Below are 23415 nucleotides of genomic sequence, written 5' to 3' on the forward strand. Positions count from 1 at the left end.
GGGCCGCCGGTCCGATCCGGCGACCCCTCTCTCCTGCTGAGACGATCCGCCGCGCCCCGCGGTGGCCCGTCCCGCTGCCTGTACGCCCGTCCCGCTACTTGTGCGAGAGTGCCCGCGCCCCGACCCGGGCCCGCAGCAGCGTGGCGGCCGCCTCGGCCAGCGCCACCGGGTCCACCGGGTGGGAGATCGCCGCATCCGCCCGGCTCCAGGCGGCCAGCCAGGAGTCCTGCGGGCGCCCGATCAGCACCAGCACCGGCGGGCAGCCGTAGATCTCGTCCTTCACCTGACGGGCCAGGCCCAGCCCGCCGGCCGGCACCGCCTCGCCGTCCAGCACGCAGAGGTCCACGCCGCCCTTCTCCAGGGCCCGCAGCACGGCGGGGGTGGTGGCGCACTCCAGATAGGTCACCGCCGGCAGGTCGGCGGCCGGCCGGGTGCCGAGCGCCGTGGTCACCTGTGCGCGGGTGTTGCGGTCGTCGCTGTAGACGAGAACGGTGACGGTCTCGTCGCTCGTGTGCGCCATGGTCCCTGCTCCCAGGTGTCTCGGAAAAAGGTGCCTCATACGTCCGCTGGTGCCGCCGGTTCAACGGGGGCCGGATGTGATCCGGACCACGTTCAACCACTTCCGGATGCTACTCCGGATCACCCGCCCCCGAGAGCGTCCGCCGCGATCTCCCGCGCACCCGGTGCGCCCCGGGCTCACCCACCCGGAGGACCGGCCGTCACCCCCACCCGCGCGGACCACCCGGACGGCCTAGTCCACTAGCGGATCGACCACTCTCCCGACGGCGGGACGCGCACGGCAAAGGGGTGATCAGATCGGACGAACCGTCAGAAAATCCACATCGGACCACGAAGCACGCGAGCCCCACGCCACCCGCCGCGTCAGGGGCGTCCCATCCGCCGCCATCCGGGCATACCGCACGCACCGGACACTCCGAGGGAGACCCCCCGACGTGAAGACGGAATAAGGGACCGACATAATGTCGGTCGTGGCGACAGCAACAGCAGTAGAAACCGGGCACGCACATGGATCGGTCAACCGACCGAACATGACCAGCGTCGGAACCATCGTCTGGCTGAGTTCCGAGCTGATGTTCTTCGCGGCCCTCTTCGCGATGTACTTCACGGCCCGTTCCGTGAAGGGGCCAGGCTTCTGGACCGAGAAGGCACATGCCCTCAACGTCCCCTTCTCCTCCGTGAACACCACGATCCTGGTGCTCTCCTCGCTCACCTGCCAGCTCGGCGTCTTCGCCGCCGAGCGCGGTGACGTCAAGAAGCTCCGCACCTGGTTCACGGTCACCTTCATGATGGGCGCGATCTTCATCGGCGGCCAGATCTTCGAGTACACCGAGCTGGTGAAGAAGGACGGCCTGTCGCTGTCCTCCGACCCGTACGGCTCGGTGTTCTACCTGACCACCGGCTTCCACGGGTTGCATGTGACGGGCGGTCTGATCGCCTTCCTGCTGGTCCTGGGGCGGACGTACGCAGCCAAGCGCTTCACGCACGAGCAGGCCACCGCGGCGATCGTCGTGTCGTACTACTGGCACTTCGTCGATGTGGTCTGGATCGGCCTCTTCGCGACCATCTACCTGATCAAGTAACCGATCAGGTCGCTGGCCGCCGGCCGGACCCGCTGGCCGAACCGGCCCGGGTCCTTCTGTCCGTGTCCGCCTGCCGACGCCGACCGCGCGCCGGGCCCACCACCAGCCGACCAGATCCTGACACCGCCCAGTCCTGATATCGGGGAATTCCGTGAAAAAGCTCTCCGCACGACGGCGCCACCCACTGGCGGCGCTGGTCGTCCTACTCTTCGCCCTGGCGGCCACCGGGGGGCTGTACGCCGCGTTCGCGCCCGCCGAGAAGGCGCAGGCTGACAGCTCCGCGCAGTCGCTCGCCATCAACGAGGGCAAGAAGCTCTTCGCCGTCGGCTGCTCCTCCTGCCACGGCCTCAACGGCGAGGGCAGCGCCAACGGTCCGAGCCTGGTCGGCGTGGGCTCCGCCGCCGTCGACTTCCAGGTCGGCACCGGCCGGATGCCCGCTCAGCAGCCGGGCGCCCAGGTCCCGAGCAAGAAGAACATCTACTCGCAGGACCAGATCGACCAGATGGCCGCCTTCGTCGCCTCGCTGGGCCCCGGCCCGGTGACGCCGACCCAGCAGCAGTACACGTCCACCGAGACGGACGCCATCGCCAAGGGTGGCGACCTGTTCCGCACCAACTGCGCGCAGTGCCACAACTTCGCCGGTGCGGGTGGCGCCCTGTCCCAGGGCAAGTTCGCTCCCTCCCTCGAGGGCACCTCCGCCAAGCACATCTACGAGGCCATGCAGACCGGCCCGCAGAACATGCCCGCCTTCCCCGACAGCACCATGCCGGAGAAGCAGAAGCAGGAGATCGTGGCCTTCGTCCGCTACCAGGCCAATGAGGCGCCCAACCAGGGTGGCCTGTCGCTGGGCAGCCTTGGTCCGGTGACCGAGGGTCTGTTCGGCTGGATCTTCGGGCTCGGCGTGCTCATCGCTGTCGCGATCTGGGTTGCCGCTCACACCACCAAGGCCAAGAAGTCATGAGCCACGACATGTCAGACGACAAGCTGCCGGAGGCGCACGACGCCTCCGAAGGGCACGGCGCCCACGTCGCCGTCGCCGACGACCCGTTCGCGGACCCGGGGCTGCCGCCCCACGAGCCGCGGCGGACCGACATCGACGAGCGGGCCGCCAAGCGGGCCGAGCGCCAGGTGTCGTTGCTCTTCGTCACCTCGATGCTGGCCACCATCGGCTTCATCGCCTCGTACGTGAGCATCCCGAAGGCGAAGATCGTCTACATCTTCCCGCTGGGTCACGTCAGCGCGCTGAACTTCGCGCTGGGCCTGACCCTGGGTGTGGCGCTCTTCTGCATCGGCGCGGGCGCGGTCCACTGGGCCCGCACCCTGATGTCGGACGTCGAGCTGCCGGCCGAGCGTCACCCGATCGAGGCTGACGACGAGGTCCGCGCGGACGTCATCCAGCAGTTCAAGACCGGTGCTGCGGAGTCCGGCTTCGGCCGCCGCAAGATGCTCCGCAACACCATGATCGGCTCGATGGCCCTGGTGCCGCTGTCCGGCGTCATGCTGCTGCGCGACCTCGGCCCGCTGCCGGAGAAGAAGCTCGACTCCACCGGTTGGTCCGAGGCCACCCCGGCCGCGCCGATCCGGCTCGTCAACATGAACACCGACGAGCCGCTGAAGCCCGAGGACATCGCGACCGGCTCGCTGACCTTCGCCATGCCCGGCCCGTCGGCCTCCCGGCCGAACGGTCTGCAGGAGAGCGACGAGGACTTCCAGCAGGCGATCGCCAAGGACGCCCTGATGATCATCCGGATCCAGCCGGAGGACCTCAAGGACGCCAAGTCGGCCGCGCTGGGTGTCGAGGGCGTGCTCGCCTACTCGAAGATCTGCACCCACGTCGGCTGCCCGATCAGCCTCTACGAGCAGCAGACCCACCACGCGCTCTGCCCCTGCCACCAGTCGACCTTCGACCTGTCGGACGGTGCTCGCGTGATCTTCGGCCCGGCCGGCCACCCGCTGCCGCAGCTCAAGATCACCACTGACTCCGACGGCTACCTGGTGGCCACACAGGACTTCGCCGAGCCGATCGGCCCGAGCTTCTGGGAGCGCGCATGAGTTCCGCGTCCACCCCGAGCACGCAGCAGGCCGCTCCGGCCAGCACGCGTGCCAAGCCCGCCAACAAGGCCGAGGCCGCGGCGGACTACCTGGACGGCCGGCTCGGGATCTACTCCCTGGCCAAGGCCAACCTCCGCAAGATCTTCCCGGACCACTGGTCCTTCATGCTCGGTGAGATCTGCCTCTACACCTTCATCATCATCATCCTGACGGGTGTCTACCTCACCCTGTTCTTCAAGCCCAGCATGGGCGAGGTCGTCTACAACGGCTCGTACGCGCCGCTGGACGGCATCCGGATGTCGGAGGCCTACGCCTCCACGGTGAACCTCAGCTTCGAGGTCCGCGGCGGTCTGCTGATCCGTCAGATCCACCACTGGTCGGCGATCGTCTTCGTCGCCGCGATGTTCGTGCACATGATGCGCGTCTTCTTCACCGGCGCGTTCCGCAAGCCCCGTGAGATCAACTGGGTCTTCGGCTTCCTGCTGCTCTGCCTGGGCTTCTTCGACGGCTTCTTCGGGTACTCGCTCCCCGACGACCTGCTCTCCGGTACCGGTATCCGGTTCATGGAGGGTGCGATCCTGGCCGTCCCGCTGGTCGGCACCTACCTGGAGATGTTCCTCTTCGGCGGGGAGTTCCCCGGCACGGACATCATTCCGCGCTTCTACACGATCCACGTGCTGCTCATCCCGGGCATCATGCTGGGCCTGCTGGTCGCGCACCTGATCCTGGTCTTCTACCACAAGCACACCCAGTGGGCGGGCCCGGGCCGGACCGAGAAGAACGTCGTGGGCATGCCGCTCATGCCGGTCTACATGGCCAAGGCCGGTGGCTTCTTCTTCCTGGTGTTCGGCATCATCGCGGCGATGTCCGCGATCGCCTCGGTCAACCCGGTCTGGGCCTACGGCCCGTACCGCCCCGACCAGGTGTCCACCGACGCCCAGCCCGACTGGTACATGGGCTTCGCCGAGGGTCTGATCCGTGTCATGCCGGGCTGGGAGATCAGGGCCTGGGGTCACACCCTGAACCTGGGCATCTTCATCCCGCTGATGCTCTTCCCGCTGGTGCTGGCGCTGATCGCGGCCTACCCGTTCATCGAGGGCTGGATCACCGGCGACAAGCGCGAGCACCACATCCTGGACCGCCCGCGCAACGCCCCGGTGCGTACCGCGCTCGGTGCCGCCTGGATCGCGCTCTACCTGGTGCTGCTGGCCGGTGGTGGCAACGACCTGATCGCCACCCACTTCCACCTGTCGCTGAACGACATCACCTACTTCGTTCGGATCGGGTCGTTCGTGGTGCCGGTCATCACCTACTTCGTCACCAAGCGCTGGTGCCTCGGCCTCCAGCGCCGCGACAAGGAGAAGGTGCTGCACGGCCGGGAGACCGGTGTCATCAAGCGCCTGCCGCACGGTGAGTTCATCGAGGTGCACGCCCAGCTCCCGCAGGAGAAGCTGCACACCCTCACCGCGCACGAGCAGTACGAGCCGATGGAGCTGCCGGCCGAGGTCGACGAGAACGGGGTCGCCCGCAAGGTCGGCGTCCTGACCAAGACCCGCGCCAAGCTGTCCGAGGGCTACTTCGGCGAGGGCGGCCAGATCGCCAAGCCGACCGCCGAGGAGCACAAGGAGATCACCAGCGGCCACGGCCACCACTGATCCTCCAACGCGCGTCAGCCACCTGAGGGGCCCTGCCCGGCACTGCCGGGCAGGGCCCCTCGGCAGTCTCCCGCAGAATGACCTTGCAGAACCGGGCCCACCGCCTCCCGAGGAGACCCCGCCGTGCAGCTGAGCATCGATCACCACGCCGCCACTCCCCCGTACGAGCAGCTCCGCTCGCAGATCGCCGAGCAGGCCCGGTCCGGCGTGCTGCCGACCGGGCTGAAGCTGCCGACCGTCCGGGCGCTGGCCGAGCAGCTGGGCCTGGCCGTCAACACGGTGGCCCGGGCCTACCGCGAGCTGGAGTCGGACGGGGTGGTGGAGACGCACGGCCGCCGTGGCACCCTGGTCGCCGCCACCGGCGACACCGCGCACAAGCTGGCCGCGGCGGCCGCCACCGAGTACGCCGAACGGGTCGCCCGGCTGGGCCTGGACCACGACGAGGCCCAGGCGGCCGTGACCGGCGCGCTGGACCTCGTCTACCGGGGGTAGCGTCAGGACTGCGGGTGGAGGGTCGCGGCGGCCTGCGGCTCCGGGGCCGGCGCGGTGGTGTCCACCGTCCTGCCGAGCGCGCTGCCGCGCAGCCAGGCGTCCCAGGCGACGTTCCAGTCCCCGAAGCCGTTGCCGAAGGGCTCCATCTGGTGCCCCCGGCTGTTGATCACCTGGACGATGTCGCCCACCCGGGTCTGCTCGAAGAACCACTTGGCGTACGCGGTGGTCATCCCGGTGCAGCCGTGGCTGACGTTCTCCACCCCCTGGGAGGACACCGACCAGGGCGCCGCGTGCACGTACTCGCCGCTCCAGGTCACCCGGGTGGCCCACTCCACCTTGAGGTCGAAGGAGTCGGAGCTGTCCTTGGCGATCCCGATCGTCTCGCTCTTCATCTCGACCTCCCGCTCCTTGCTCAGCACCACCTTGACGCCGTTGCGGGTGTCGAAGCCGGGCCGGCCGGTGGTGACCGGGATGGTGGCCGTCACCGTGCCGTTGCGCTTGAAGGTCAGCTGGTGGGCGGCCGCGTCGACGATCGCCTCCACCCGGTCCCCGGTCCGGAACGACACCGAGACCGGGGCGCCGCCGTACAGCCCGTGGCCGTCGATCGCGTGGCCCTGGGCGTCGTAGCCGAGCTTCACCGTGGTGTTGGCGGGCCAGTACTCCTGCGGGCGGAAGTGCAGGTTCTTGCCGTCGACCCAGTGCCAGGCACCGGTCACCGGCGGGTCCGAGACCACGCTGAGGTCGCCCTCCACCTCGGCCCGGGCCTTCGGGTCGTCGACCGCCTCGGAGAGCTGCACGGTGAGCGGCTCGCCCACCCCGTAGACCGCGCGCGCCGGGTCGGGGCCCAGGGTCGCGGTGAGCAGCCGGTCGGCGGCCTTGGTGGAGACGTCCGCGGTCTCCTCGCCGCGTCCGCCGTGGCCGTCCGAGACGGCGATCCGGGCGGCGTAGTGGGTACCGGGGACCAGCCGGGCGGTGCTGTGCCAGCCGTGCCCGTCCTGGTCCAGCGCACCGGCCACCAGCCTGCCGTCGGGCGAGGTGAGGGTGACGTCGGTGAGCGTGGCACCGGGTTGCGCGGTCACCGTGAAGGGCTGTCCGGGATCCGCGTCACGCAAGGTGGAGGTGTGGACCAGCGCCGCGGCGTCGACGGCCCGCGGCGGCCTGATCCCTGAGCCCGCCCCGAAGCCGTCACAGCCCGCCAGCGAGCCCAGCAGCAGCGGGGCCAGGCTCAGCCAGCACAGTGGCGCCCGGCGTCCGGATGAACGTCCCGATGCCCCGTGCTCGCCCCGTATTGCACATTTGCCGACCACCGGAGCCTCCTGAGGTTCAACCAGCGAATCAGGTCGTAGGAACATCACCTCATCTCCGACCAGGAGGCGCACCCCACTGCGCCCGCCTGAGTGACACCGCCCCCCGGAGGGCCGAACAAAAATGGCAGGACCCCTCCGAAGAGGGGTCCTGCCGTGCGTGCGGGAACCGGGACCTACTGGTTCTGGTTCTCGCCGCGGTAGAACTCGAACACCCAGCCGTACAGGCCGATCAGGATGATCGGGGCGGCCCAGAACATCAGCCACCAGTCGAAGATGACACCCAGGAAGGCCAGCGCGCCGCCGATCGCCAGGGAGAGCGGCTGCCAGCTGTGCGGGGCGAAGAAGCCCATCTCACCGGCGTCGTCCGCGACCTCGGCCTCGGGGTCGTCACCCGCGCCGAGATCCACCCGGCGGGCCGTGAAGCCCAGGTAGAAGGCGATGAAGGCGCACAGGCCGAAGGCCAGGAAGAGCGCGGTGGTACCCGCCGGCTCGTGCGACCAGAGCCCGTAGACCACGCACATGATCAGGATGAAGATGGCGAAGCCCGCGAAGATCTTGCCCTGCTCCTTCATCAGGCGTCGCCCTCCTTCTTCTTGGCCTTGGTCAGCTCAGGAGTGTCGTAGGCGGCCGGCGTGACGCCCTCGAAGTGCTTGGCCGGGTGGCCGTGGAACTCCAGGTAGTCCAGCGCGGCGATGTCCGGGTGGTGCAGGTCGAACGCCGGGGATTCCGACCGGATCCGGGGCAGCGTGAGGAAGTTGTGCCGCGGCGGCGGGCAGGAGGTCGCCCACTCGAGCGAGCGGCCGTAGCCCCACGGGTCGTCGACGTTGACCTTCTCGCCGTACTTGGCGGTCTTCCAGACGTTGTAGAGGAACGGCAGGATCGACATGCCCAGCAGGAACGAGCCGATGGACGAGACGGTGTTCAGCGTGGTGAAGCCGTCCGAGGGCAGGTAGCTGGCGTAGCGGCGGGGCATGCCCTCTGCGCCGAGCCAGTGCTGCACCAGGAAGGTGGTGTGGAAGCCGATGAACAGCGTCCAGAAGGTGATCTTGCCAAGGCGCTCGTCGAGCATCTTGCCGGTCATCTTCGGCCACCAGAAGTGGAAGCCGGCGAACATCGCGAAGACGACGGTGCCGAAGACCACGTAGTGGAAGTGGGCGACCACGAAGTACGAGTCCGAGACGTGGAAGTCGATCGGCGGGGAGGCCAGCAGCACACCGGTCAGACCACCGAAGAGGAAGGTGACCAGGAAGCCGACCGTCCAGAGCATCGGGGTCTCGAAGCTCAGTGAGCCCTTCCACATGGTGCCGACCCAGTTGAAGAACTTCACCCCGGTCGGGACCGCGATCAGGAAGGTCATGAAGGAGAAGAACGGCAGCAGCACCTGGCCGGTGACGTACATGTGGTGGGCCCACACCGTCACGGACAGACCGGCGATCGCGATGGTGGCCGCGATCAGGCCCGAGTAACCGAACATCGGCTTGCGGGCGAAGACCGGGATGATCTCCGAGATGATGCCGAAGAACGGCAGCGCGATGATGTACACCTCGGGGTGGCCGAAGAACCAGAAGAGGTGTTGCCAGAGTAGTGCTCCACCGTTGGCCGGGTCGAAGATATGCGCCCCGAACTTCCGGTCGACTTCCAGCGCGAAGAGCGCGGCGGCGAGCACCGGGAAGGCCAGCAGCACCAGCACCGAGGTCAGCAGCACGTTCCAGACGAAGATCGACATCCGGAACATCGTCATGCCGGGGGCGCGCATGCAGATGACGGTGGTGATGAAGTTGACCGCGCCGAGGATGGTGCCGAAGCCGGAGAAGGCCAGACCCATGATCCACATGTCGGCGCCGACGCTGGGCGACCGGACCGCGTCCGACAGCGGAGAGTAGGCGAACCAGCCGAAGTCGGCCGCACCCTGCGGGGTGAGGAAGCCACCGACCGCGATGGTCGAGCCGAACAGGTAGAGCCAGTAGGCGAACATGTTCAGTCGCGGGAAGGCGACGTCGGGCGCACCGATCTGGAGCGGCATGATCCAGTTCGTGAAGCCGGCGAAGAGCGGCGTCGCGAACATCAGCAGCATGATCGTGCCGTGCATGGTGAAGGCCTGGTTGAACTGCTCGTTCGTCAGGACCTTGCCGTCCGGCTGGGCCAGCTGGGCCCGCATGACGAGGGCGAGGATGCCACCGATCAGGAAGAAGGCGAACGAAGTACCGAGGTACAGCGTGCCGATCGTCTTGTGGTCGGTGGTGGTCAGCCACTTGATGATGGTGGAACCCGGCTTGCGGGTCCGCGCGGCCCCACCGGCCGTGACGGCGGCCCCCGCAGGGGCACCGCCCGCGGCGGGCTCATTGAGGATGGTCACTTCTATTCACTTCCCATGGTCGTGATGCCCGAGGGCACCGCGCCAGCCTGGCCTTCGGCCCGGAGCTGCTGCAGGTGGGCCACGTACTGGTCGTGCGTCACGACCTTGACCTTGAAGAGCATCTGGTCATGGTCAACACCACAGAGTTCGGCGCACTTGCCGTCGAACGTGCCGAGGGCGGTCGGCGTGACCTGGAACTTGTTCACCACGCCCGGGATGACGTCCATCTTCATCATGAAGTTGACGGGCCAGAAGTCGTGGATGACGTCCCGCGAGGTGAGCCGGAACTCGACCGACTCGTTCACCGGCAGCCAGAGCGTCGGGATGTCCTTGGGGGTACCGACGTCGTAGGCGGCCAGCGGGTTGTTCGGGTTGGGGTTCTCGGTGTTCTCGTAGTTGAACGCCCAGCTCCACTGGAAGCCGACCACGTTGACGTAGTGGTCCGGCTTGGCCGAGACCGAGGTCAGCCGAGCCTCGTCACGCGCGACGAAGTAGAAGAGGACCGAGACGATGACAATGGGGACCGCGGTGTAGAGCGCCTCGATGGGCACGTTGTACCGGGTCTGCGGAGGGATCTCGATGCCGGTGCGACTGCGCCGGTGGAAGATCACACTCCAGATGATCAGACCCCACATCAGTACGCCGACCACCAGCGCCGCGATCCAGGAGCCCTGCCACATCTGAAGGACAAGGTGTCCAGTCGTCGTGACTGGGCTGGGGAGGCCAAGCCTGGGGAGGTCGTTGGCCGAGCAGCCGGTAGCGGTCGCGATGACGAGGCCCAGTGCCAGCGCCTGAGGCAGCTTCCGCCGCATCGAGCGCCGCGGCGAGCGGTCGGAGCCGTTGGGACTCACGTAGCGCCTTCCCGAAGTCTCGCCCGCGATCGCGTCGCCCCCAGGAGTACTCTTGGCTCCCCGGCGACCCGTCCACGGGCACGGTTTGAATGCTTATGCGGGCCAAACCCTACTCCAGGCTTATGCGGAGCTGACGAGCAGGTCCCGGTAACGCGCCGTCCGCCTACCCGATCAGCCCCGGCAGGTACGGAATCCCAGGTCATCGTAGGCATTCGAGGCCCGTGCACCCGATCGGGGGACCCCTCTCGGACGACCGGGTGACGGATCGTCGGCACCGGACGAAGCGGACATTTGCGGTGGTCGGCTGACGTGGTGTGAGCCCGGATACCGTGGGGGCATGGCGTCCGATCTGTCCGGCTACTTCGACGTGGCCTCCACCGCCCCCCTTCACCCGGTCGCGCGGCAGGCCCTCACCGCCGCCCTCGACGAGGGCTGGGCCGACCCGGCCCGGCTCTACCGCTCCGGCCGGCAGGCCCGGATGCTGCTGGACGCGGCCCGCGAGACGGTGGCCGAGGCCATCGGGGCCCGGGCCGACGAGGTGGCGTTCACCACCAGTGGTACCCAGGCGGTGCAGTTGGGCATGCTGGGCGCGCTGCGCGGGCGGCGCCGGGTCGGCCGGCACCTGCTGCACTCCGCGGTCGAACACTCCTGCGTGCTGCACACCGCCGACCGGCACCGGGCCGAGGGCGGCGAGGTGGACGTGGTGCCGGTGGACCGCGGCGGGCGGGTGCGGGTCGAGGCGTTCACGGCCCGTCCGGACACCGCGCTGGCGGTGCTGCAGTCGGCCAACCACGAGGTGGGGACGGTCCAGCCGGTGGCCGAGGTGGCCGAACGCTGCGGCGGGGTGCCGCTACTGGTGGACGCGGCGCAGAGCGTGGGCCGACTGCCGGTGCCGGCCGGCTGGTCGCTGCTGACGGCGAGCGCGCACAAGTGGGGCGGGCCGGCCGGGGTCGGGGTGCTCGCGGTCCGCAAGGGCGTCCGGTTCGCCTCGGCGCTGCCGGCCGACGAGCGGGAGGGCGGCCGGGTGCCCGGGTACGTCAACGTGCCGGCGATCGTGGCCGCGGCCGCCTCGCTGCGCGCGGTGCGGGCCGAGGCGGAGGCGGAGAACGCCCGGCTGCACGCGCTGGTGGAGCGGATCCGGGCCCGGGTGCCCCGGTTGGTGCCGGAGGTCGAGGTGGTGGGCGACCCGGTCCGGCGGCTGCCGCACCTGGTCACCTTCTCCTGCCTCTACGTGGACGGCGAGGTACTGCTGAGCGAGCTGGACCGGGCCGGCTTCGCGGTCTCCTCCGGCTCGTCCTGCACCGCGAGCACGCTGACCCCGAGCCACGTGCTGGCGGCGATGGGCGTACTGACCGAGGGCAACGTGCGGGTCTCGCTGCCGTACGGCGCTCCGGAGTCGGCGGTCGACCGCTTCCTGACCGTGCTGCCGGAGCTGGTGGCGCAGGTGCGCGCCCCGCTCGGCCTGGACCTGCCGGCCCCCGCACCGGCCGAGCGGGAACTGGTCATCGACGCGCTCGGCAAGCGCTGCCCGCTGCCGGTGATCGAGCTGGCCAAGCGGATCGGTGAGGTGCCGCCGGGCGGCCTGGTCGTGGTGCTCTCGGACGACGAGGCGGCCCGGCTGGACATCCCGGCCTGGTGCGAGATGCGCGGCGAGGAGTACGCCGGGCACGCCCCGGCCGCCGACTACGGCGCCGACCGGGGCGTGGCGTACCTGGTGCGGCGGCGTCCCTAGCCGAGCTTCGCGCGGACCTCGGCGGCGGCCTCGTCGCCGTAGTTCTCGGCCAGCCGCTCCAGGAAGGCCGCCGGGCGCAGCTCGTACTCCTGGGTGCCGATGGTCTCGATCACCAGGGTGGCCAGCATGCAGCCGACCTGGGCGGCGCGCTCCAGGCCGAGGCCCCAGGAGAGCCCGGCCACGAAGCCCGCGCGGAAGCCGTCGCCGACGCCGGTCGGGTCGGCCTTGCGGCGCTCCTGGGCGCAGCCGACGGTGAGGTCGGGCTCGCCCTTGCGCTGGATCCGGACGCCCTTGCTGCCCAGGGTGGTGATCCGGGCACCGACCCGCTCCAGCACCTCGGCGGTGTCCCAGCCGGTCTTGCTCTCGATCAGCGCGGCCTCGTACTCGTTGCTGAACAGGAACGCGGCGCCGTCCACGATCTCCTTGATCGCGTCGCCGTCCAGCCGGGCGAGCTGCTGGGACGGGTCGGCGGCGAAGGCGTAGCCGCGGGCCCGGGCCTCCTGGGTGTGCCGGACCATGGCCTGCGGGTCGTCGGCGCCGATCAGCACGAGGTCCAGGCCGCCCAGCCGGTCGGCGACCGGCTTGAGCTCGATGTAGCGGGCCTCGGCCATCGCGCCGGTGTAGAAGGAGGCGATCTGGTTGTGGTCCTCGTCGGTGGTGCACATGAAGCGGGCGGTGTGCCGGGTCTCGGAGATGTGCACCGAGGCGGTGTCCACGTTGTGCCGCTCCAGCCAGGCCCGGTAGTCCTCGAAGTCCGCGCCGGCCGCCCCCACCATGGCCGGGTGCAGGCCGAGCACGCCCATGCCGAAGGAGATGTTCGGGGCGACCCCGCCGCGCCGGATGTCCAGGGTGTCGACCAGGAACGAGAGGGAGACCGTGTGCAGCTGCTCGGCGACCAGCTGGTCGGCGAAGCGGCCGGGGAAGGTCATCAGGTGATCAGTGGCGATCGAACCGGTGACGGCGATGCGCACGGGGGAACTCCTCGGTAGGCGATGGCGGGACAACCCCCCTACGGTACCGGCCTCCGTCACCGCGGCCACACGGTCACCGGGCGGACGACTACCTGCGGGTAGGTCTGGCCCGGCCCGGTACGGCGGCCTAGGGTCGCCAGGAGAGGGGCTCAGCGGAGCCCAGGCCCGCGGCACCGAGGCCGCGGCCGGCGATCGGAGCGCATGCCATGCTGCCCAGTCACTTCCCCGTCCAGCCGCCGAGCGCCCGTGGGGGCGAGGTCGATCCGGACACCCTCGACGCGCTGGTGGACTCCTCCCGTCGGCTGGGCCTGTTCTGGCCGGAGCTGACCGCCGGTCCGCAGCCCGTCGCCCGCCCGGCCGGGCACATCTCGGTACCCGCCCGGACCCGCGACCTGGTTGCCCGGATGGCCGAGTTCGGCCTCTAGGACCTTGGAGGTGGACCCGGGCGGCCCCGGGAACCGGATCCCCGCGCGTCACGTCAGATGGGCGCAGCCACCGCTGCCGTGAGGATCCGCAGACCTGGAGGACGTCGCACCATGGACGAGAAGACCACCGCCGAGCCGTTCGCCCACCCCACCGCGAGTGGCGCCGCCGTCACCGGGCCGGGCGGGCGCCGACGGCGGCGGGTGGTGGCGGCGGCCGCGCTGCTGCTGGCGCTCACGGCCACGGTCAGCGCCTGCGACAAGAACCAGAACCACGCGGGCTCCGGCGCGTCCACCGCCGCCGCCTCCGCGAGCGCCGCGCCGAGTGCTTCGGGCAGCGGCAGCCCCGCGCCGGGCGCGTCCGCCCAGTCGCCGGGCGGGGCGTCGGGCTCGCCGTCGGGCGGTGTGCAGCCCGGCGGGCCGTCCAAGCCGAACCCGCCGACCGGCGGCCCGACGCCCGCTCCGAGCACCCCCGGCACGCCGTCGGTCGCCCCGGGCAACCCGCCGGCCATGCTGAAGCCGGTCAGCTACCTGACCAGCGGCAACCAGCTGACCGTCTTCTTCTTCGGCGGGATCTGCGACAAGTACGGGTTGAAGACCGACCAGAGCCGGCCCGGCCAGGTCGGCGTGCAGATCGTGATCACCCAGAAGGCGCCGGCCGGCCAGATGTGCCCCGCGCTGCAGAAGAAGCAGACGGCGGCGACCGACCTCGCGCAGCCGTTGAACGGCCGGATGGTGGTGGACACGGACAGCGGGGCGAGCGTGCCGCTGGAGTCGCTGCCGAACGGCGGCCCGGTGAGCGCGGGCAACTGACCCGCCCGGAGGACACGCGAGGGCGGCCCCGGAACTCCGGGGCCGCCCTCGCGCGCTGGGCGCCTTAGCTGAACGAGTCGCCGCAGGCGCAGGAGCCGGTGGCGTTCGGGTTGTCGATGGTGAAGCCCTGCTTCTCGATGGTGTCCACGAAGTCGACGGTGGCACCACCCAGGTACGGGGCGCTCATCCGGTCGGTGACGACCTTGACGCCGCCGAAGTCCTTGACGACGTCGCCGTCCAGCGAGCGCTCGTCGAAGAAGAGCTGGTAGCGCAGGCCGGAGCAGCCACCGGGCTGGACGGCGACGCGCAGCGCGAGGTCGTCGCGGCCTTCCTGCTCCAGCAGGCCCTTCACCTTGGCCGCCGCGGCATCGGTGAGGATCAGACCACTCTCGACGGTGGTCTCGTCCTGGACGGTCATCTGCTTACTCCCGGTCTGTGACGACAATCTGCCGCCAGTGCCAACCAGCGGCCGCCCGGATTGATTCCGGGCAGTGGATCCGTGGTGCGGGCTGCTGCCCGCTCCCCCACCTCACCCATGCTCGCACACCGCCGGGATCGGGTCATCGTCCGATCGCCGGACGGCGCGGTGCCGCGGATCACCTGCGGCTTGCCGGAAACCCGCCCACGCGGGGCCGCCGACCAGCCAGGATGGTCGGATGATCCTTCGCCAGGTCCGGGACAACCGAGCCGACGCCGAGACGGTTCTGGAGATCGCGAACGCCGCGTTCGCCGCGCTCGGCCCGGCGCGGCAGCCGCTGCCGCCGGCCGGGGTGGTGACCCATCTGGCCCGGACCAGACACCTGGCGGGCACCGATCCGGAGGGCTGCTGGCTGGCCGTGGAGGACGGCCGGGCGGTCGGCTGCGCGCTGTCGATGCGCCGCGAGGGCGTCTGGCTGCTCTCGCTCTACGCGGTGCTGCCGGATGCCCAGGGCAAGGGGGTGGGCCGGCTGCTGCTGGAGCGGGCCGCCGCGCACGGGCACGGCTGTCTGCGCGGGATGATCTGTGCCTCGCCCGACCCGGCGGCCGCCCGGCGCTACCGCCGGGCCGGCTTCACGCTCCACCCGGCCATGCGGCTGACCGGGCTGGTCGACCGGGCCGGCCTGGTGGACGCCGGGGACATCCCGGTGCACCCCGGCAACGCCGGGCACACGCACCTGCTCGACTCGGTGGACCGCCGGCTGCGCGGCGCCGCGCACGGCCCCGACCACCGCTTCATGCTGGCCCACCACGACGAGCTGCTGGTGGCCGACACCCTGGCCGGCAGCGGCTACTGCTACCGACAGGGCGGCGAGGTCAAGCTGCTCGCCGCCACCTCCAAACGGCTGGCGGTCCGGCTGCTGCGCGAGGCGCTGGCCCGGGTGCCCACCGGTACCGAGGCGCTGGTCCGGTTCGCCACCGCCGAGCAGGAGTGGGCGGTGGACGTCGGCCTGGAGCTCGGGCTGACCCTGGAGACCCACGGCTACCTGGCGCTGCACGGGATGAAGCCGCCGACCCCCTACCTGCCGAGCGGCGGCTTCCTCTGACGGGCCTCAGGCCATGGTGGCGAGGATCTCGCGGACCATCTCCATGGTGGTGCCGGGGTGCAGGAAGGCGAACCGGGCGACCGTCTCGCCGTCCCAGCCGGTCGGGGTGACGAAGCCGACCTGGTCCGCGAGCAGCCGGTGCGACCAGTCGTAGTACTGCTGCTCGGTCCAGCCGGTGCGGCGGAAGCAGACCGCGGAGAGCTGCGGGTCGTGCAGCAGCTCCAGGTGCTCGGTCTCCCGGATCAGTTCGGCGGTCTCCCGGGCCAGCGTGAGGCCGGCCTCGATGGCGTCGGTGTAGGCCTGGGTGCCGTGCACCGCCAGCGAGAACCAGAGCGGCAGGCCGCGGGCCCGGCGGGTCAGGTGGTAGGCGTAGTCGGTGGGGTTCCACTCGTCGCCCTCGTGGTGCAGCACGTCCAGGTAGGAGGCGTCCTGGGTGTGCACGGCCTTGGCGAGCCGCGGGTCGCGGTAGATCAGCGCGGCGCAGTCGAAGGGGGCGAAGAGCCACTTGTGCGGGTCGACGACGAACGAGTCGGCGTGCTCGATGCCGTTGTAGCGGGCCCGGATCGAGGGGGCGAACAGGCCGGCGCCGCCGTACGCGCCGTCCACGTGGAACCAGAGGCCGCGCTCGCGGGTGACCTCGGAGAGGCCCTGCAGGTCGTCGACGATGCCCTCGTTGGTGGTGCCGGCGGTGCCGACGACGGCGATCACCGTCTCCGGGTGCGGGTCGGCGGCCAGCGCCTCGCGCAGCGCCTGCCCGGTGAAGCGGCGGTCCACGGTGGGGACCTTGAAGGCCTCCACGCCGATGATGTTGAAGGTGTTCTTGACCGAGGAGTGCACCTGGTCGGCGACGGCGATCCGCAGCCGGGCCTCCGGGCCGAGCCCGAGCCTGCGGCGCGCGGTGTCACGGGCCACCACCAGGGCGGAGAGGTTGCCGGCCGAGCCGCCGGAGACGAAGGTGCCGCCGGCCGTGGCGGGCAGCCCGGCCCGGTCGGCTATCAGCCGCAGCACCTGGTTCTCGGCGGCGATCGCGCCGGCCGCCTCCAGCCAGGAGATGCCCTGCAGCGAGGCGCAGGAGACCACCATGTCGAAGAGGAGCGCGGCCTTGGTCGGGGCGCACGGGATGAACGAGAGGTAGCGCGGGCTGTCGGCGGAGATCACCGCGCGGGACAGCTCGTGGTCGTAGAGCTTGAGCACGTCGGCCGGGGCGTTGCCGTGCTCGTTCAGCAGGCCGGCCAGCTGGCCGCGCAGGTGCTCGCCGTCGCCGGGGTGGTCGAGCGGGACCGGGTCGTACTGCAGGCGCTCGCGCATGTAGCCGAAGACCAGGTCCACCAGTTCGTTGTCGGGCTGGTGCATGCGGTGCGCTGCTGCGGTCACGGTGCGGCCTCTCGATCGGGCGGAAAACTGCTGATCAGCGTAGGCAGCGGCGGCCCACGCCCGCGCGTCTGAATGCGGCTATTCAGGCAGCTTTCGAGCGTGTTCGATGCTCTTCACGCAGGATTCCTGCGTCAGCCGATCAGCCGTGACAGCACCACTGAGCTGCGGCTCCGCTGGACGCCCGGCTCCTTGCGGATCCGCTCGATCACCGCCTCCAGGTGGCGGGTGTCGGCGGCACGCAGATGGACCAGCGCGTCCGGGTCGCCGGTGACCGTCCAGGCGGCCACCACCTCGGGGAACTGCCGCAGGGTGGCCAGGATCTCCTCCGGCGGGGTGCGCTCGCGGCAGTAGACCTCGACGAACGCCTCGGTCTCCCAGCCCAGCAGGGCGGGGTCGAGCACCACGGTGAAGCCGCGCACCACCCCGCGGGCCCGCAGCCGGTCGATCCGGCGCCGCACGGCGGTCGCGGAGAGGTTGGCGAGCTGCCCGATCTCGGCGTACGAGGCCCGGCCGTCACGGCCCAGGTGGGCCAGGAGCAGTCGGTCGGTCTCGTCGAGGGAGACGCCGCCCGTCTCCGGCGGTCGGCTGGTGCTCATCGGTGCGGGTCTCCACTGATCGAACTCGGGCTCGGGTCTCTCGGGTTTACCGCCCCTATTCTCGCCAAGTCGAACGATCAGTCCACCGTTAGGACGATCTTGCCCCGGGTCCGGCCCTCCGCACTGAGCAGTTGCGCCGAGCAGGCGTCCTCCAGTCGGAACGTCGAGGCGACCGTGAGGGCGAGCCGGCCGGTCTCGACGAGCTCGGCCAGCACGGCGAGGTCGGCGGCGTCCGGGCGGACGAAGACGTAGTGCCCGCCGGCCTCGCGGACCGAGGCGTCGGCGATCGAGGCGATCCGGCCGGGGTCGGCCACCAGGTCGAGCGAGACCGCCACCGCGCCGCCGCCGAACGCGTCGAACGCGGCGTCCACGCCCTGCGGCGCCAGCTCGCGGACCCGCTCGGCCAGGCCCTGGCCGTAGAGCACCGGCTCGGCGCCCAGCTCGCGCAGGTACTCGTGGTTGTGCGGGCCGGCCGTGCCGATCACCCGGGCGCCCAGGCCCAGCGCGAGCTGGACCGCCAGGCTGCCGACCCCGCCGGCCGCCGCGTGCACCAGCACGGTCTCGCCGGCCTGCACCCGGAGCGCCTTGACCACGCCCTGGTAGGCGGTCAGGCCGGCCAGCGGCAGGCCGCCGGCCTGTGCCCAGCCGAGCCCGGCGGGCTTGTGGGCCAGCGTGCGGACCGGGCAGGAGACCAGCTCGGCGTAGGTGCCGTGCTGGACCGCGTCCTTGCGGACGTAGCCGAGCACCGCGTCGCCCGGGCGGAACTCGGTGACGGCCGGACCGACCCGCTCCACCACCCCGGCCACGTCCCACCCCATGACCAGGGGGAAGTGGACGTCCAGCACGCCGTCCAGCCAGCCCTCCCGGATCTTCCAGTCGACCGGGTTGACCCCCGCCGCCCGGACCCGCACCAGCACCGAGTCGGGGCCGACCTTGGGGTCGGGCAGCTCCATGCACTCGACGACCTCGGGGCCGCCGTACCGCCTGATCGCGATCGCCTTCATGGCACCAGCCTCGCCGACCGGCGGCCGATCCGCGCGGTCGCGCGGCGCCGACCGCGCGCTCCACGGAGTCCAGCGGATCGCGTCACATCGACGCGATGGCCATCGTCAGGGTGACGCGAACGCGTTATGATAGATAGCGTCAGATAGACGAGAAGGCTGGGACTCTCCGGCCGCAGCAGGAGGGCACCCGCCCGTGACCACCACCGTTGACCCCCAGCAGTTCACCGAGCCGAGCCAGACCCCGCTGGCACTGCTGCTCCTCGGCCGGCAGGCCGACCCGAACAGCGAGCGCGGCGTCGAGTGCCCCGGCGACCTGCCGCCCGCCTCCGACCCGGACCTGGTCGAGCGCGCCCGCGCCGCCAAGGCCGCCCTCGGTGACCGGGTCTTCATCCTCGGCCACCACTACCAGCGCGACGAGGTCATCGAGTTCGCCGACGTCACCGGCGACTCGTTCAAGCTCGCCCGGGACGCGGCGGCCCGACCGGAGGCCGAGTACATCGTCTTCTGCGGCGTGCACTTCATGGCCGAGTCGGCGGACATCCTGACCACCGACGCCCAGCAGGTCGTGCTGCCCGACCTCGCGGCCGGCTGCTCGATGGCCGACATGGCCACCGCCGAGCAGGTCGCCGAGTGCTGGGACGTGCTGACCGAGGCCGGCGTCGCCGACGTGACCGTGCCGGTCTCGTACATGAACTCCTCCGCCGACATCAAGGCCTTCACCGGCAAGCACGGCGGCACCATCTGCACCTCCTCCAACGCCAAGCGCGCCCTGGAGTGGGCCTTCGAGCAGGGCCAGAAGGTGCTCTTCCTGCCCGACCAGCACCTGGGCCGCAACACCGCGGTGCGCGAGATGGGCTTCTCGCTGGACGACTGCGTCCTCTACAACCCGCACAAGCCGAACGGCGGGCTGACCGCCGAGCAGCTGCGGAACGCCAAGATGATCCTCTGGCGCGGGCACTGCTCGGTGCACGGCCGGTTCTCGCTGGACTCGGTCAACGAGGTCCGCGAGCGGATCCCGGGCGTCACCGTGCTGGTGCACCCCGAGTGCAAGCACGAGGTGGTCACGGCCGCCGACATGGTCGGCTCGACCGAGTTCATCATCAAGGCGCTGGACGCCGCCGAGCCCGGCTCCAAGTGGGCCATCGGCACCGAGCTCAACCTGGTCCGCCGGCTGGCCAAGGCGCACCCGGACAAGGAGATCGTCTTCCTGGACCGGTCGGTCTGCTTCTGCTCGACGATGAACCGGATCGACCTGCCGCACCTGGTCTGGGCGCTGGAGTCGCTGGTGGACGGCCGGGTGCCGAACGTGATCACGGTCGACCCGGAGACCGAGAAGTACGCCAAGGCCGCGCTGGACCGGATGCTGGCGCTGCCGTAACCGGGGCATGACGAAGGGGCGGCATCTCCCGTTCGGGAGGTGCCGCCCCTTCGTACGTCCGGCCGGAGCCCGTGTTACTCGGGAATACCGGGGATCAGCCCGTCACCCTCGGCCCGCAGCAGCGCGCGGACCTCGTCGATGGTGGCGTCCTCGGTGGGCAGGATCAGGTCGGACGGCTCCAGGGAGTCGACCGGCACCGGGGAACCGACCTCGCGGACCGCCGTGAGCAGATTGCCCAGCGTGCTGCGGAACGCCGTCTCGTCCCCCTCGTCCAGAGCGGTGAGCAGCTCGTCGTCGAGCTGGTTCAGCCGGTTCAGGTGCTCGTCCGCCACCTGGAACTGACCCTCACCCATGATCCGCATGATCATGCTGGCGTTTCTCCCTGCTGTCGATCCGAAGCGGGCTGGTTACTTGTGGTAGTTGATGGTCGGCGGCGGGGTGTCCTGCTGGGCCTGGCCCCCCTGCTGCGCGGCGCCACCACCGTTGCCCTGCTCGATCGCGGCCGGGCCGGCGGAACCACCGCTGAGCTCGGCCTTCATCCGGGCGAGTTCCAGCTCGACGTCGCTGCCGCCGGCCACTCGCTCCAGCTCGGCCTCGATGTCGTCCTTGCGCATGCCGCTCGGGTCGTCGAGCGCGCCGGAGGCGAGCAGCTCGTCGATCGCGCCGGCCCGGGCCTGCATCTGGGCGGTCTTGTCCTCGGCCCGCTGGATGGCCAGGCCGACGTCGCCCATCTCCTCGGAGATGCCGGAGAAGGACTCCGCGATCCGGGTCTGCGCCTGGGCGGCTGTGTAGGTGGCCTTGATGGTCTCCTTCTTGGTGCGGAACGCGTCCACCTTGGCCTGCAGCCGCTGGGAGGCGAGGGTGAGCTTCTCCTCCTCGGCCTGCAACTGCTGGTACTGCACCTGCAGATCGTTGATCTGGGTCTGCATCGCCGACTTGCGGGTCAGCGCCTCGCGCGCCAGGTCCTCACGGCCGAGCGAGAGGGCCTTGCGGCCCTGGTCCTCGTACTTGGCGGACTGCTGCTGGAGCTGGGTCAGCTGCAGCTCCAGGCGCTTGCGCGAGGTGGCGACGTCCGCCACGCCCCTGCGCACCTTCTGCAGCAGTTCGAGCTGCTTCTGGTACGAGTAGTCGAGCGTCTCGCGCGGATCCTCCGCCCGGTCCAAGGCCTTGTTCGCCTTGGAGCGGAAGATCAGCCCCATACGCTTCATGATTCCGTCGCTCATGGGCCTCGGGTGCCCCCTTCTCCGGCCTGCGGTTTCTATCTCGTACCAAATCTAGTGCGAGTGTAAGTGCAGCGAGGCAATCACCGCAGTACACCTGGTGGCAACAAGCCTGCTACGGCTTGCCGCCGCCGGCCTCCTCCCAGGGGTGGATTCCGCAGGTGGAACCCGGTCGGGGTGCGACCCCTAGATCGATACGGGTTTGCGTCCTGCGGGCCTCCGGGGACGCCCCTCCCAGCACGTAGGCTTGTCCTGTGTTCCGACGCCGTTCAGATGATGCTCCCTCCTCCGCCGCCGCCCTGGCCGAGCAGGATGAAACGCCCTCGACCCGCGACCCGCAGGCGAAGAAGGGCCGTCCCACGCCGAAGCGCAGCGAGGCCGAGGCCCACCGGCGGACCCGGGTGACCGTGCCGAAGGACCGCAAGGAGGCCGCCAAGCAGTCCCGCGAGCGGCTGCGGTCCGAGCGCGAGAAACAGCGGGTGGCGCTGCTCAACGGTGACGAGCGGGCCCTGCCCCCGCGCGACAAGGGCCCGGTGCGGCGCTTCGCCCGCGACTACGTGGACTCCCGCTGGTCGCTGGCCGAGTTCTTCCTGCCGTTCGCCGTGGTGATCCTGGTGCTCAGCGTGCTCCGGGTGCCGGCGCTGCAGCTGCTCTCCACGCTGCTCTTCCTGGTCTTCCTGGTCATGGTGGTGCTCGACTTCCTGCGCCTCGGCCTCGGCCTGCGCAAGCAGCTGGTCACCCGTTTCCCGAACGAGAACACCCGTGGCGTGCTGAGCTACGGCCTGATGCGGATCCTCCAGATGCGCCGGCTGCGGCTGCCCAAGCCGCAGGTGAAGCGGGGCGAGCGCCCCTGACCGCCGAGCCGCTGCCGTACGACTGGTCGCCCACCGTCCAGGGGGTCGGCGCCGTCCAGGGGTCCGGGCTGTACGCGCTGCCCGGACAGTCGGACGGTGACCACGACCGTTCGCCGTACGAGCTGTCGCCGTACGAGCGGGTCGGCCACGAGCGGGTGCCGGCCCGCGGCGGATCGTTCGCCGGCGGCGCCGGGGCCTGGCTGGACCGGCAGCACGGGCTGCGCAACGTGGTCCGGCAGGAGCTGGTGGGCCGGCAGCTGGCCGAAGAGCTCGCCGCGCACTTCCAGGGCGCCGGCGCGCTGCGGGTGCTGGACGTCGGCTGCGGCCAGGCCGTCCAGGCGCTGCGGCTGGCCCGGGCCGGCCACCTGGTCACCGGGCTCGACGCCGACCCGGTCACGCTGGGCGCGGCACAGGCCGCGCTGGCCGCCGAGCCGCCCGAGGTGCGGGAGCGGGTCCGGCTACTGAGCGGCGACGGGCACCAGTGCGGCCGCTGGTTCCGGCCCGGCAGCTTCGACCTGGTGCTCTGCCACGGCGTGCTGATGTACCTGCCCGACCCGGATCCGCTGATCGCCTCGCTGGCCCGGATGGTGGCCTCCGGCGGGCTGCTCTCGCTGGTCGCCCGCAACCGGGACGCGCTGGCCATGCGGGCCGGTCTGACCGGTGACTGGCGGGCGGCGCTGCAGGCCTTCGACACCGACCACTACGCCGACCGGCTCGGCCTGACCGCGCGCGCCGACCGGCTGGCCGACCTGGCCACCACGCTCACCGAGGTCGCCGTCCCGCTGCGGAACTGGTACGGCGTGCGGGTCTTCACCGACGCCGCCGCCGACCACGCCCCACTGCCGGTGGACGGCCGCCAGCTCGCCCAGCTGCTGGACGCCGAGGAACGGGCCGGCCGCGAGGACCCGTACCGGCGGGTCGCCGGGCTGCTGCACCTGGTGGGCGCCAAGTAGCGGGGCCCACCAGGTGCGGCGGATCGGGTCCGCCGCCTCAGCTCTCGCTCAGGCTCATCGTGTAGATCTTCTGCTCGTCCTCGAGCAGGGTGACCCGCTCGACCCCGTCGGCCAGCAGCTGCTTCCAGGACTCGCCGATCCAGGACTCCGCGTCGCTCTGACCGGCGAACTCCTCGGTGCCCGCGGCCGGGGTGATGACCGTTCCGTCCGCCGCCTCGTACCGCCACGTCCACACCATGCCCGGCTCCTCCCTGCGGTTCG

At 70.8% G+C, this 23415-nt stretch carries 25 protein-coding genes; 12 read left to right on the forward strand and 13 right to left on the reverse strand.

Translation table 11 applies throughout. From position 1 onward, the window contains the following. Nucleotides 1-94: 94 nt before the first annotated feature. Nucleotides 95-520, reverse strand: coding sequence for a hypothetical protein (locus tag ACIGXM_RS17475; RefSeq protein WP_396561694.1), 426 nt, complete (start codon nt 518-520; stop codon nt 95-97). Nucleotides 521-980: 460 nt separating this feature from the next. On the opposite strand from ACIGXM_RS17475, the gene ACIGXM_RS17480 reads away from it, so the two are divergent. The 5 genes from ACIGXM_RS17480 to ACIGXM_RS17500 all read left to right on the forward strand — a co-directional run bounded on the left by ACIGXM_RS17480 (nt 981) and on the right by ACIGXM_RS17500 (nt 5800). Then, nucleotides 981-1601 carry a heme-copper oxidase subunit III gene (locus ACIGXM_RS17480; RefSeq protein ID WP_396561696.1) on the forward strand — a complete coding sequence of 207 codons (621 nt, stop codon included), beginning with the start codon at nt 981-983 and terminating at the stop codon, nt 1599-1601. A gap of 151 nt (nt 1602-1752) precedes the next feature. Continuing rightward, nucleotides 1753-2562 carry a c-type cytochrome gene (locus ACIGXM_RS17485; protein ID WP_396561698.1) on the forward strand — a complete coding sequence of 270 codons (810 nt, stop codon included), beginning with the start codon at nt 1753-1755 and terminating at the stop codon, nt 2560-2562. Nucleotides 2563-2570: 8 nt separating this feature from the next. Next, nucleotides 2571-3653 (forward strand): Rieske 2Fe-2S domain-containing protein, encoded by a 1083-nt coding sequence (locus tag ACIGXM_RS17490; protein ID WP_396561699.1) that lies wholly within the window; start codon nt 2571-2573, stop codon nt 3651-3653. Then, nucleotides 3650-5308 carry a cytochrome bc complex cytochrome b subunit gene (locus ACIGXM_RS17495; protein ID WP_396561700.1) on the forward strand — a complete coding sequence of 553 codons (1659 nt, stop codon included), beginning with the start codon at nt 3650-3652 and terminating at the stop codon, nt 5306-5308. The genes ACIGXM_RS17490 and ACIGXM_RS17495 overlap by 4 nt, the downstream gene beginning before the upstream one ends. A gap of 123 nt (nt 5309-5431) precedes the next feature. Next, a complete protein-coding gene (locus ACIGXM_RS17500) occupies nt 5432-5800 on the forward strand; it encodes a GntR family transcriptional regulator (RefSeq protein WP_396561702.1) in 369 nt (122 codons plus the stop codon). Between the two features lie 2 nt (nt 5801-5802). On the opposite strand, the gene ACIGXM_RS17505 is transcribed toward ACIGXM_RS17500, so the two are convergent. From ACIGXM_RS17505 to ACIGXM_RS17520, 4 genes are all read right to left on the reverse strand, one after another. After that, on the reverse strand, nt 5803-7107 hold the full coding sequence (locus ACIGXM_RS17505; RefSeq protein ID WP_396561704.1) for an Ig-like domain-containing protein: 1305 nt from the start codon (nt 7105-7107) through the stop codon (nt 5803-5805). Between the two features lie 173 nt (nt 7108-7280). After that, complete coding sequence (locus ACIGXM_RS17510) at nt 7281-7679, reverse strand: cytochrome c oxidase subunit 4 (protein ID WP_396561706.1); 399 nt, start codon at nt 7677-7679, stop codon at nt 7281-7283. Next, nucleotides 7679-9463, reverse strand: coding sequence for a cytochrome c oxidase subunit I (ctaD, locus tag ACIGXM_RS17515; RefSeq protein WP_396561708.1), 1785 nt, complete (start codon nt 9461-9463; stop codon nt 7679-7681). Before ctaD ends, ACIGXM_RS17510 begins: the two co-directional genes overlap by 1 nt. 2 nt (nt 9464-9465) lie before the next feature. Continuing rightward, entirely contained in the window at nt 9466-10314 is an 849-nt protein-coding gene (locus tag ACIGXM_RS17520; RefSeq protein WP_396561710.1) for a cytochrome c oxidase subunit II, read from the reverse strand. Between the two features lie 337 nt (nt 10315-10651). Between ACIGXM_RS17520 and ACIGXM_RS17525 the strand changes: the two genes are divergently transcribed. Next, entirely contained in the window at nt 10652-12046 is a 1395-nt protein-coding gene (locus ACIGXM_RS17525; RefSeq protein WP_396561712.1) for a cysteine desulfurase/sulfurtransferase TusA family protein, read from the forward strand. On the opposite strand, the gene ACIGXM_RS17530 is transcribed toward ACIGXM_RS17525, so the two are convergent. Further along, the gene (locus ACIGXM_RS17530; RefSeq protein WP_396561714.1) at nt 12043-13017 is read right to left on the reverse strand and encodes a carbohydrate kinase family protein; all 975 of its coding nucleotides are present in this window, start codon (nt 13015-13017) and stop codon (nt 12043-12045) included. The genes ACIGXM_RS17525 and ACIGXM_RS17530 overlap by 4 nt on opposite strands. Nucleotides 13018-13223: 206 nt before the next feature. Here ACIGXM_RS17530 and ACIGXM_RS17535 point away from each other — a divergent pair, with 206 nt between their 5' ends. Together ACIGXM_RS17535 and ACIGXM_RS17540 are read left to right on the forward strand one after the other, a co-directional pair. Then, nucleotides 13224-13442, forward strand: coding sequence for a hypothetical protein (locus ACIGXM_RS17535; RefSeq protein WP_396561716.1), 219 nt, complete (start codon nt 13224-13226; stop codon nt 13440-13442). 111 nt (nt 13443-13553) lie between these two features. Then, nucleotides 13554-14252 carry a hypothetical protein gene (locus ACIGXM_RS17540; RefSeq protein ID WP_396561718.1) on the forward strand — a complete coding sequence of 233 codons (699 nt, stop codon included), beginning with the start codon at nt 13554-13556 and terminating at the stop codon, nt 14250-14252. Between the two features lie 64 nt (nt 14253-14316). Here the strand turns inward: ACIGXM_RS17540 and erpA are convergent, their stop codons facing one another. Further along, entirely contained in the window at nt 14317-14670 is a 354-nt protein-coding gene (erpA, locus tag ACIGXM_RS17545; RefSeq protein WP_396561720.1) for an iron-sulfur cluster insertion protein ErpA, read from the reverse strand. A gap of 238 nt (nt 14671-14908) precedes the next feature. On the opposite strand from erpA, the gene ACIGXM_RS17550 reads away from it, so the two are divergent. Further along, the gene (locus ACIGXM_RS17550) at nt 14909-15775 is read left to right on the forward strand and encodes a GNAT family N-acetyltransferase (protein ID WP_396561722.1); all 867 of its coding nucleotides are present in this window, start codon (nt 14909-14911) and stop codon (nt 15773-15775) included. A 6-nt stretch (nt 15776-15781) separates the two neighbouring features. On the opposite strand, the gene ACIGXM_RS17555 is transcribed toward ACIGXM_RS17550, so the two are convergent. The 3 genes from ACIGXM_RS17555 to ACIGXM_RS17565 all read right to left on the reverse strand — a co-directional run bounded on the left by ACIGXM_RS17555 (nt 15782) and on the right by ACIGXM_RS17565 (nt 18749). Further along, a complete protein-coding gene (locus tag ACIGXM_RS17555; RefSeq protein WP_396561724.1) occupies nt 15782-17149 on the reverse strand; it encodes a pyridoxal phosphate-dependent decarboxylase family protein in 1368 nt (455 codons plus the stop codon). A gap of 131 nt (nt 17150-17280) precedes the next feature. Beyond that, nucleotides 17281-17745, reverse strand: a complete 465-nt coding sequence (locus ACIGXM_RS17560; RefSeq protein ID WP_396561726.1) for an Lrp/AsnC family transcriptional regulator — start codon at nt 17743-17745, stop codon at nt 17281-17283. Between the two features lie 77 nt (nt 17746-17822). Beyond that, complete coding sequence (locus ACIGXM_RS17565) at nt 17823-18749, reverse strand: NADP-dependent oxidoreductase (protein ID WP_396561728.1); 927 nt, start codon at nt 18747-18749, stop codon at nt 17823-17825. Nucleotides 18750-18942: 193 nt separating this feature from the next. Here ACIGXM_RS17565 and nadA point away from each other — a divergent pair, with 193 nt between their 5' ends. After that, nucleotides 18943-20127: a quinolinate synthase NadA gene (gene nadA, locus ACIGXM_RS17570; RefSeq protein WP_396561730.1), complete on the forward strand. Its 1185-nt coding sequence runs from the start codon at nt 18943-18945 to the stop codon at nt 20125-20127. 74 nt (nt 20128-20201) lie between these two features. Here the strand turns inward: nadA and ACIGXM_RS17575 are convergent, their stop codons facing one another. Together ACIGXM_RS17575 and ACIGXM_RS17580 are read right to left on the reverse strand one after the other, a co-directional pair. After that, nucleotides 20202-20495 (reverse strand): hypothetical protein, encoded by a 294-nt coding sequence (locus tag ACIGXM_RS17575; RefSeq protein WP_396561732.1) that lies wholly within the window; start codon nt 20493-20495, stop codon nt 20202-20204. Between the two features lie 39 nt (nt 20496-20534). Continuing rightward, the gene (locus ACIGXM_RS17580; protein WP_396561734.1) at nt 20535-21335 is read right to left on the reverse strand and encodes a PspA/IM30 family protein; all 801 of its coding nucleotides are present in this window, start codon (nt 21333-21335) and stop codon (nt 20535-20537) included. 266 nt (nt 21336-21601) lie between these two features. Here ACIGXM_RS17580 and ACIGXM_RS17585 point away from each other — a divergent pair, with 266 nt between their 5' ends. Together ACIGXM_RS17585 and ACIGXM_RS17590 are read left to right on the forward strand one after the other, a co-directional pair. Further along, complete coding sequence (locus ACIGXM_RS17585) at nt 21602-22201, forward strand: DUF3043 domain-containing protein (protein WP_396561736.1); 600 nt, start codon at nt 21602-21604, stop codon at nt 22199-22201. Between the two features lie 155 nt (nt 22202-22356). Beyond that, complete coding sequence (locus tag ACIGXM_RS17590) at nt 22357-23154, forward strand: class I SAM-dependent methyltransferase (RefSeq protein WP_396561738.1); 798 nt, start codon at nt 22357-22359, stop codon at nt 23152-23154. Nucleotides 23155-23191: 37 nt separating this feature from the next. Here ACIGXM_RS17590 and ACIGXM_RS17595 read toward each other — a convergent pair whose 3' ends face one another. Beyond that, nucleotides 23192-23392 carry a hypothetical protein gene (locus ACIGXM_RS17595; protein ID WP_396561739.1) on the reverse strand — a complete coding sequence of 67 codons (201 nt, stop codon included), beginning with the start codon at nt 23390-23392 and terminating at the stop codon, nt 23192-23194. Nucleotides 23393-23415 lie beyond the last annotated feature (23 nt).

The organism is Kitasatospora sp. NPDC052896, from assembly GCF_044547075.1.
In the GTDB taxonomy this organism is placed as follows: Bacteria; Actinomycetota; Actinomycetes; order Streptomycetales; family Streptomycetaceae; genus Kitasatospora.

Excerpts from the sequence above, each read along its gene's own strand:
- ACIGXM_RS17575 (WP_396561732.1), bottom strand. The coding sequence starts at position 20,495 with ATGATCATGCGGATCATGGGTGAGGGTCAGTTCCAGGTGGCGGACGAG.
- ACIGXM_RS17475 (WP_396561694.1), bottom strand. The coding sequence starts at position 520 with ATGGCGCACACGAGCGACGAGACCGTCACCGTTCTCGTCTACAGCGAC.
- ACIGXM_RS17495 (WP_396561700.1), top strand. The coding sequence starts at position 3,650 with ATGAGTTCCGCGTCCACCCCGAGCACGCAGCAGGCCGCTCCGGCCAGC.
- erpA (WP_396561720.1), bottom strand. The coding sequence starts at position 14,670 with ATGACCGTCCAGGACGAGACCACCGTCGAGAGTGGTCTGATCCTCACC.
- ACIGXM_RS17580 (WP_396561734.1), bottom strand. The coding sequence starts at position 21,335 with ATGAAGCGTATGGGGCTGATCTTCCGCTCCAAGGCGAACAAGGCCTTG.
- ACIGXM_RS17510 (WP_396561706.1), bottom strand. The coding sequence starts at position 7,679 with ATGAAGGAGCAGGGCAAGATCTTCGCGGGCTTCGCCATCTTCATCCTG.
- ACIGXM_RS17595 (WP_396561739.1), bottom strand. The coding sequence starts at position 23,392 with ATGGTGTGGACGTGGCGGTACGAGGCGGCGGACGGAACGGTCATCACC.
- ACIGXM_RS17480 (WP_396561696.1), top strand. The coding sequence starts at position 981 with ATGTCGGTCGTGGCGACAGCAACAGCAGTAGAAACCGGGCACGCACAT.
- ACIGXM_RS17565 (WP_396561728.1), bottom strand. The coding sequence starts at position 18,749 with ATGAAGGCGATCGCGATCAGGCGGTACGGCGGCCCCGAGGTCGTCGAG.
- ACIGXM_RS17550 (WP_396561722.1), top strand. The coding sequence starts at position 14,909 with ATGATCCTTCGCCAGGTCCGGGACAACCGAGCCGACGCCGAGACGGTT.
- ACIGXM_RS17535 (WP_396561716.1), top strand. The coding sequence starts at position 13,224 with ATGCTGCCCAGTCACTTCCCCGTCCAGCCGCCGAGCGCCCGTGGGGGC.
- ACIGXM_RS17490 (WP_396561699.1), top strand. The coding sequence starts at position 2,571 with ATGTCAGACGACAAGCTGCCGGAGGCGCACGACGCCTCCGAAGGGCAC.
- ACIGXM_RS17525 (WP_396561712.1), top strand. The coding sequence starts at position 10,652 with ATGGCGTCCGATCTGTCCGGCTACTTCGACGTGGCCTCCACCGCCCCC.
- ACIGXM_RS17560 (WP_396561726.1), bottom strand. The coding sequence starts at position 17,745 with ATGAGCACCAGCCGACCGCCGGAGACGGGCGGCGTCTCCCTCGACGAG.
- ACIGXM_RS17540 (WP_396561718.1), top strand. The coding sequence starts at position 13,554 with ATGGACGAGAAGACCACCGCCGAGCCGTTCGCCCACCCCACCGCGAGT.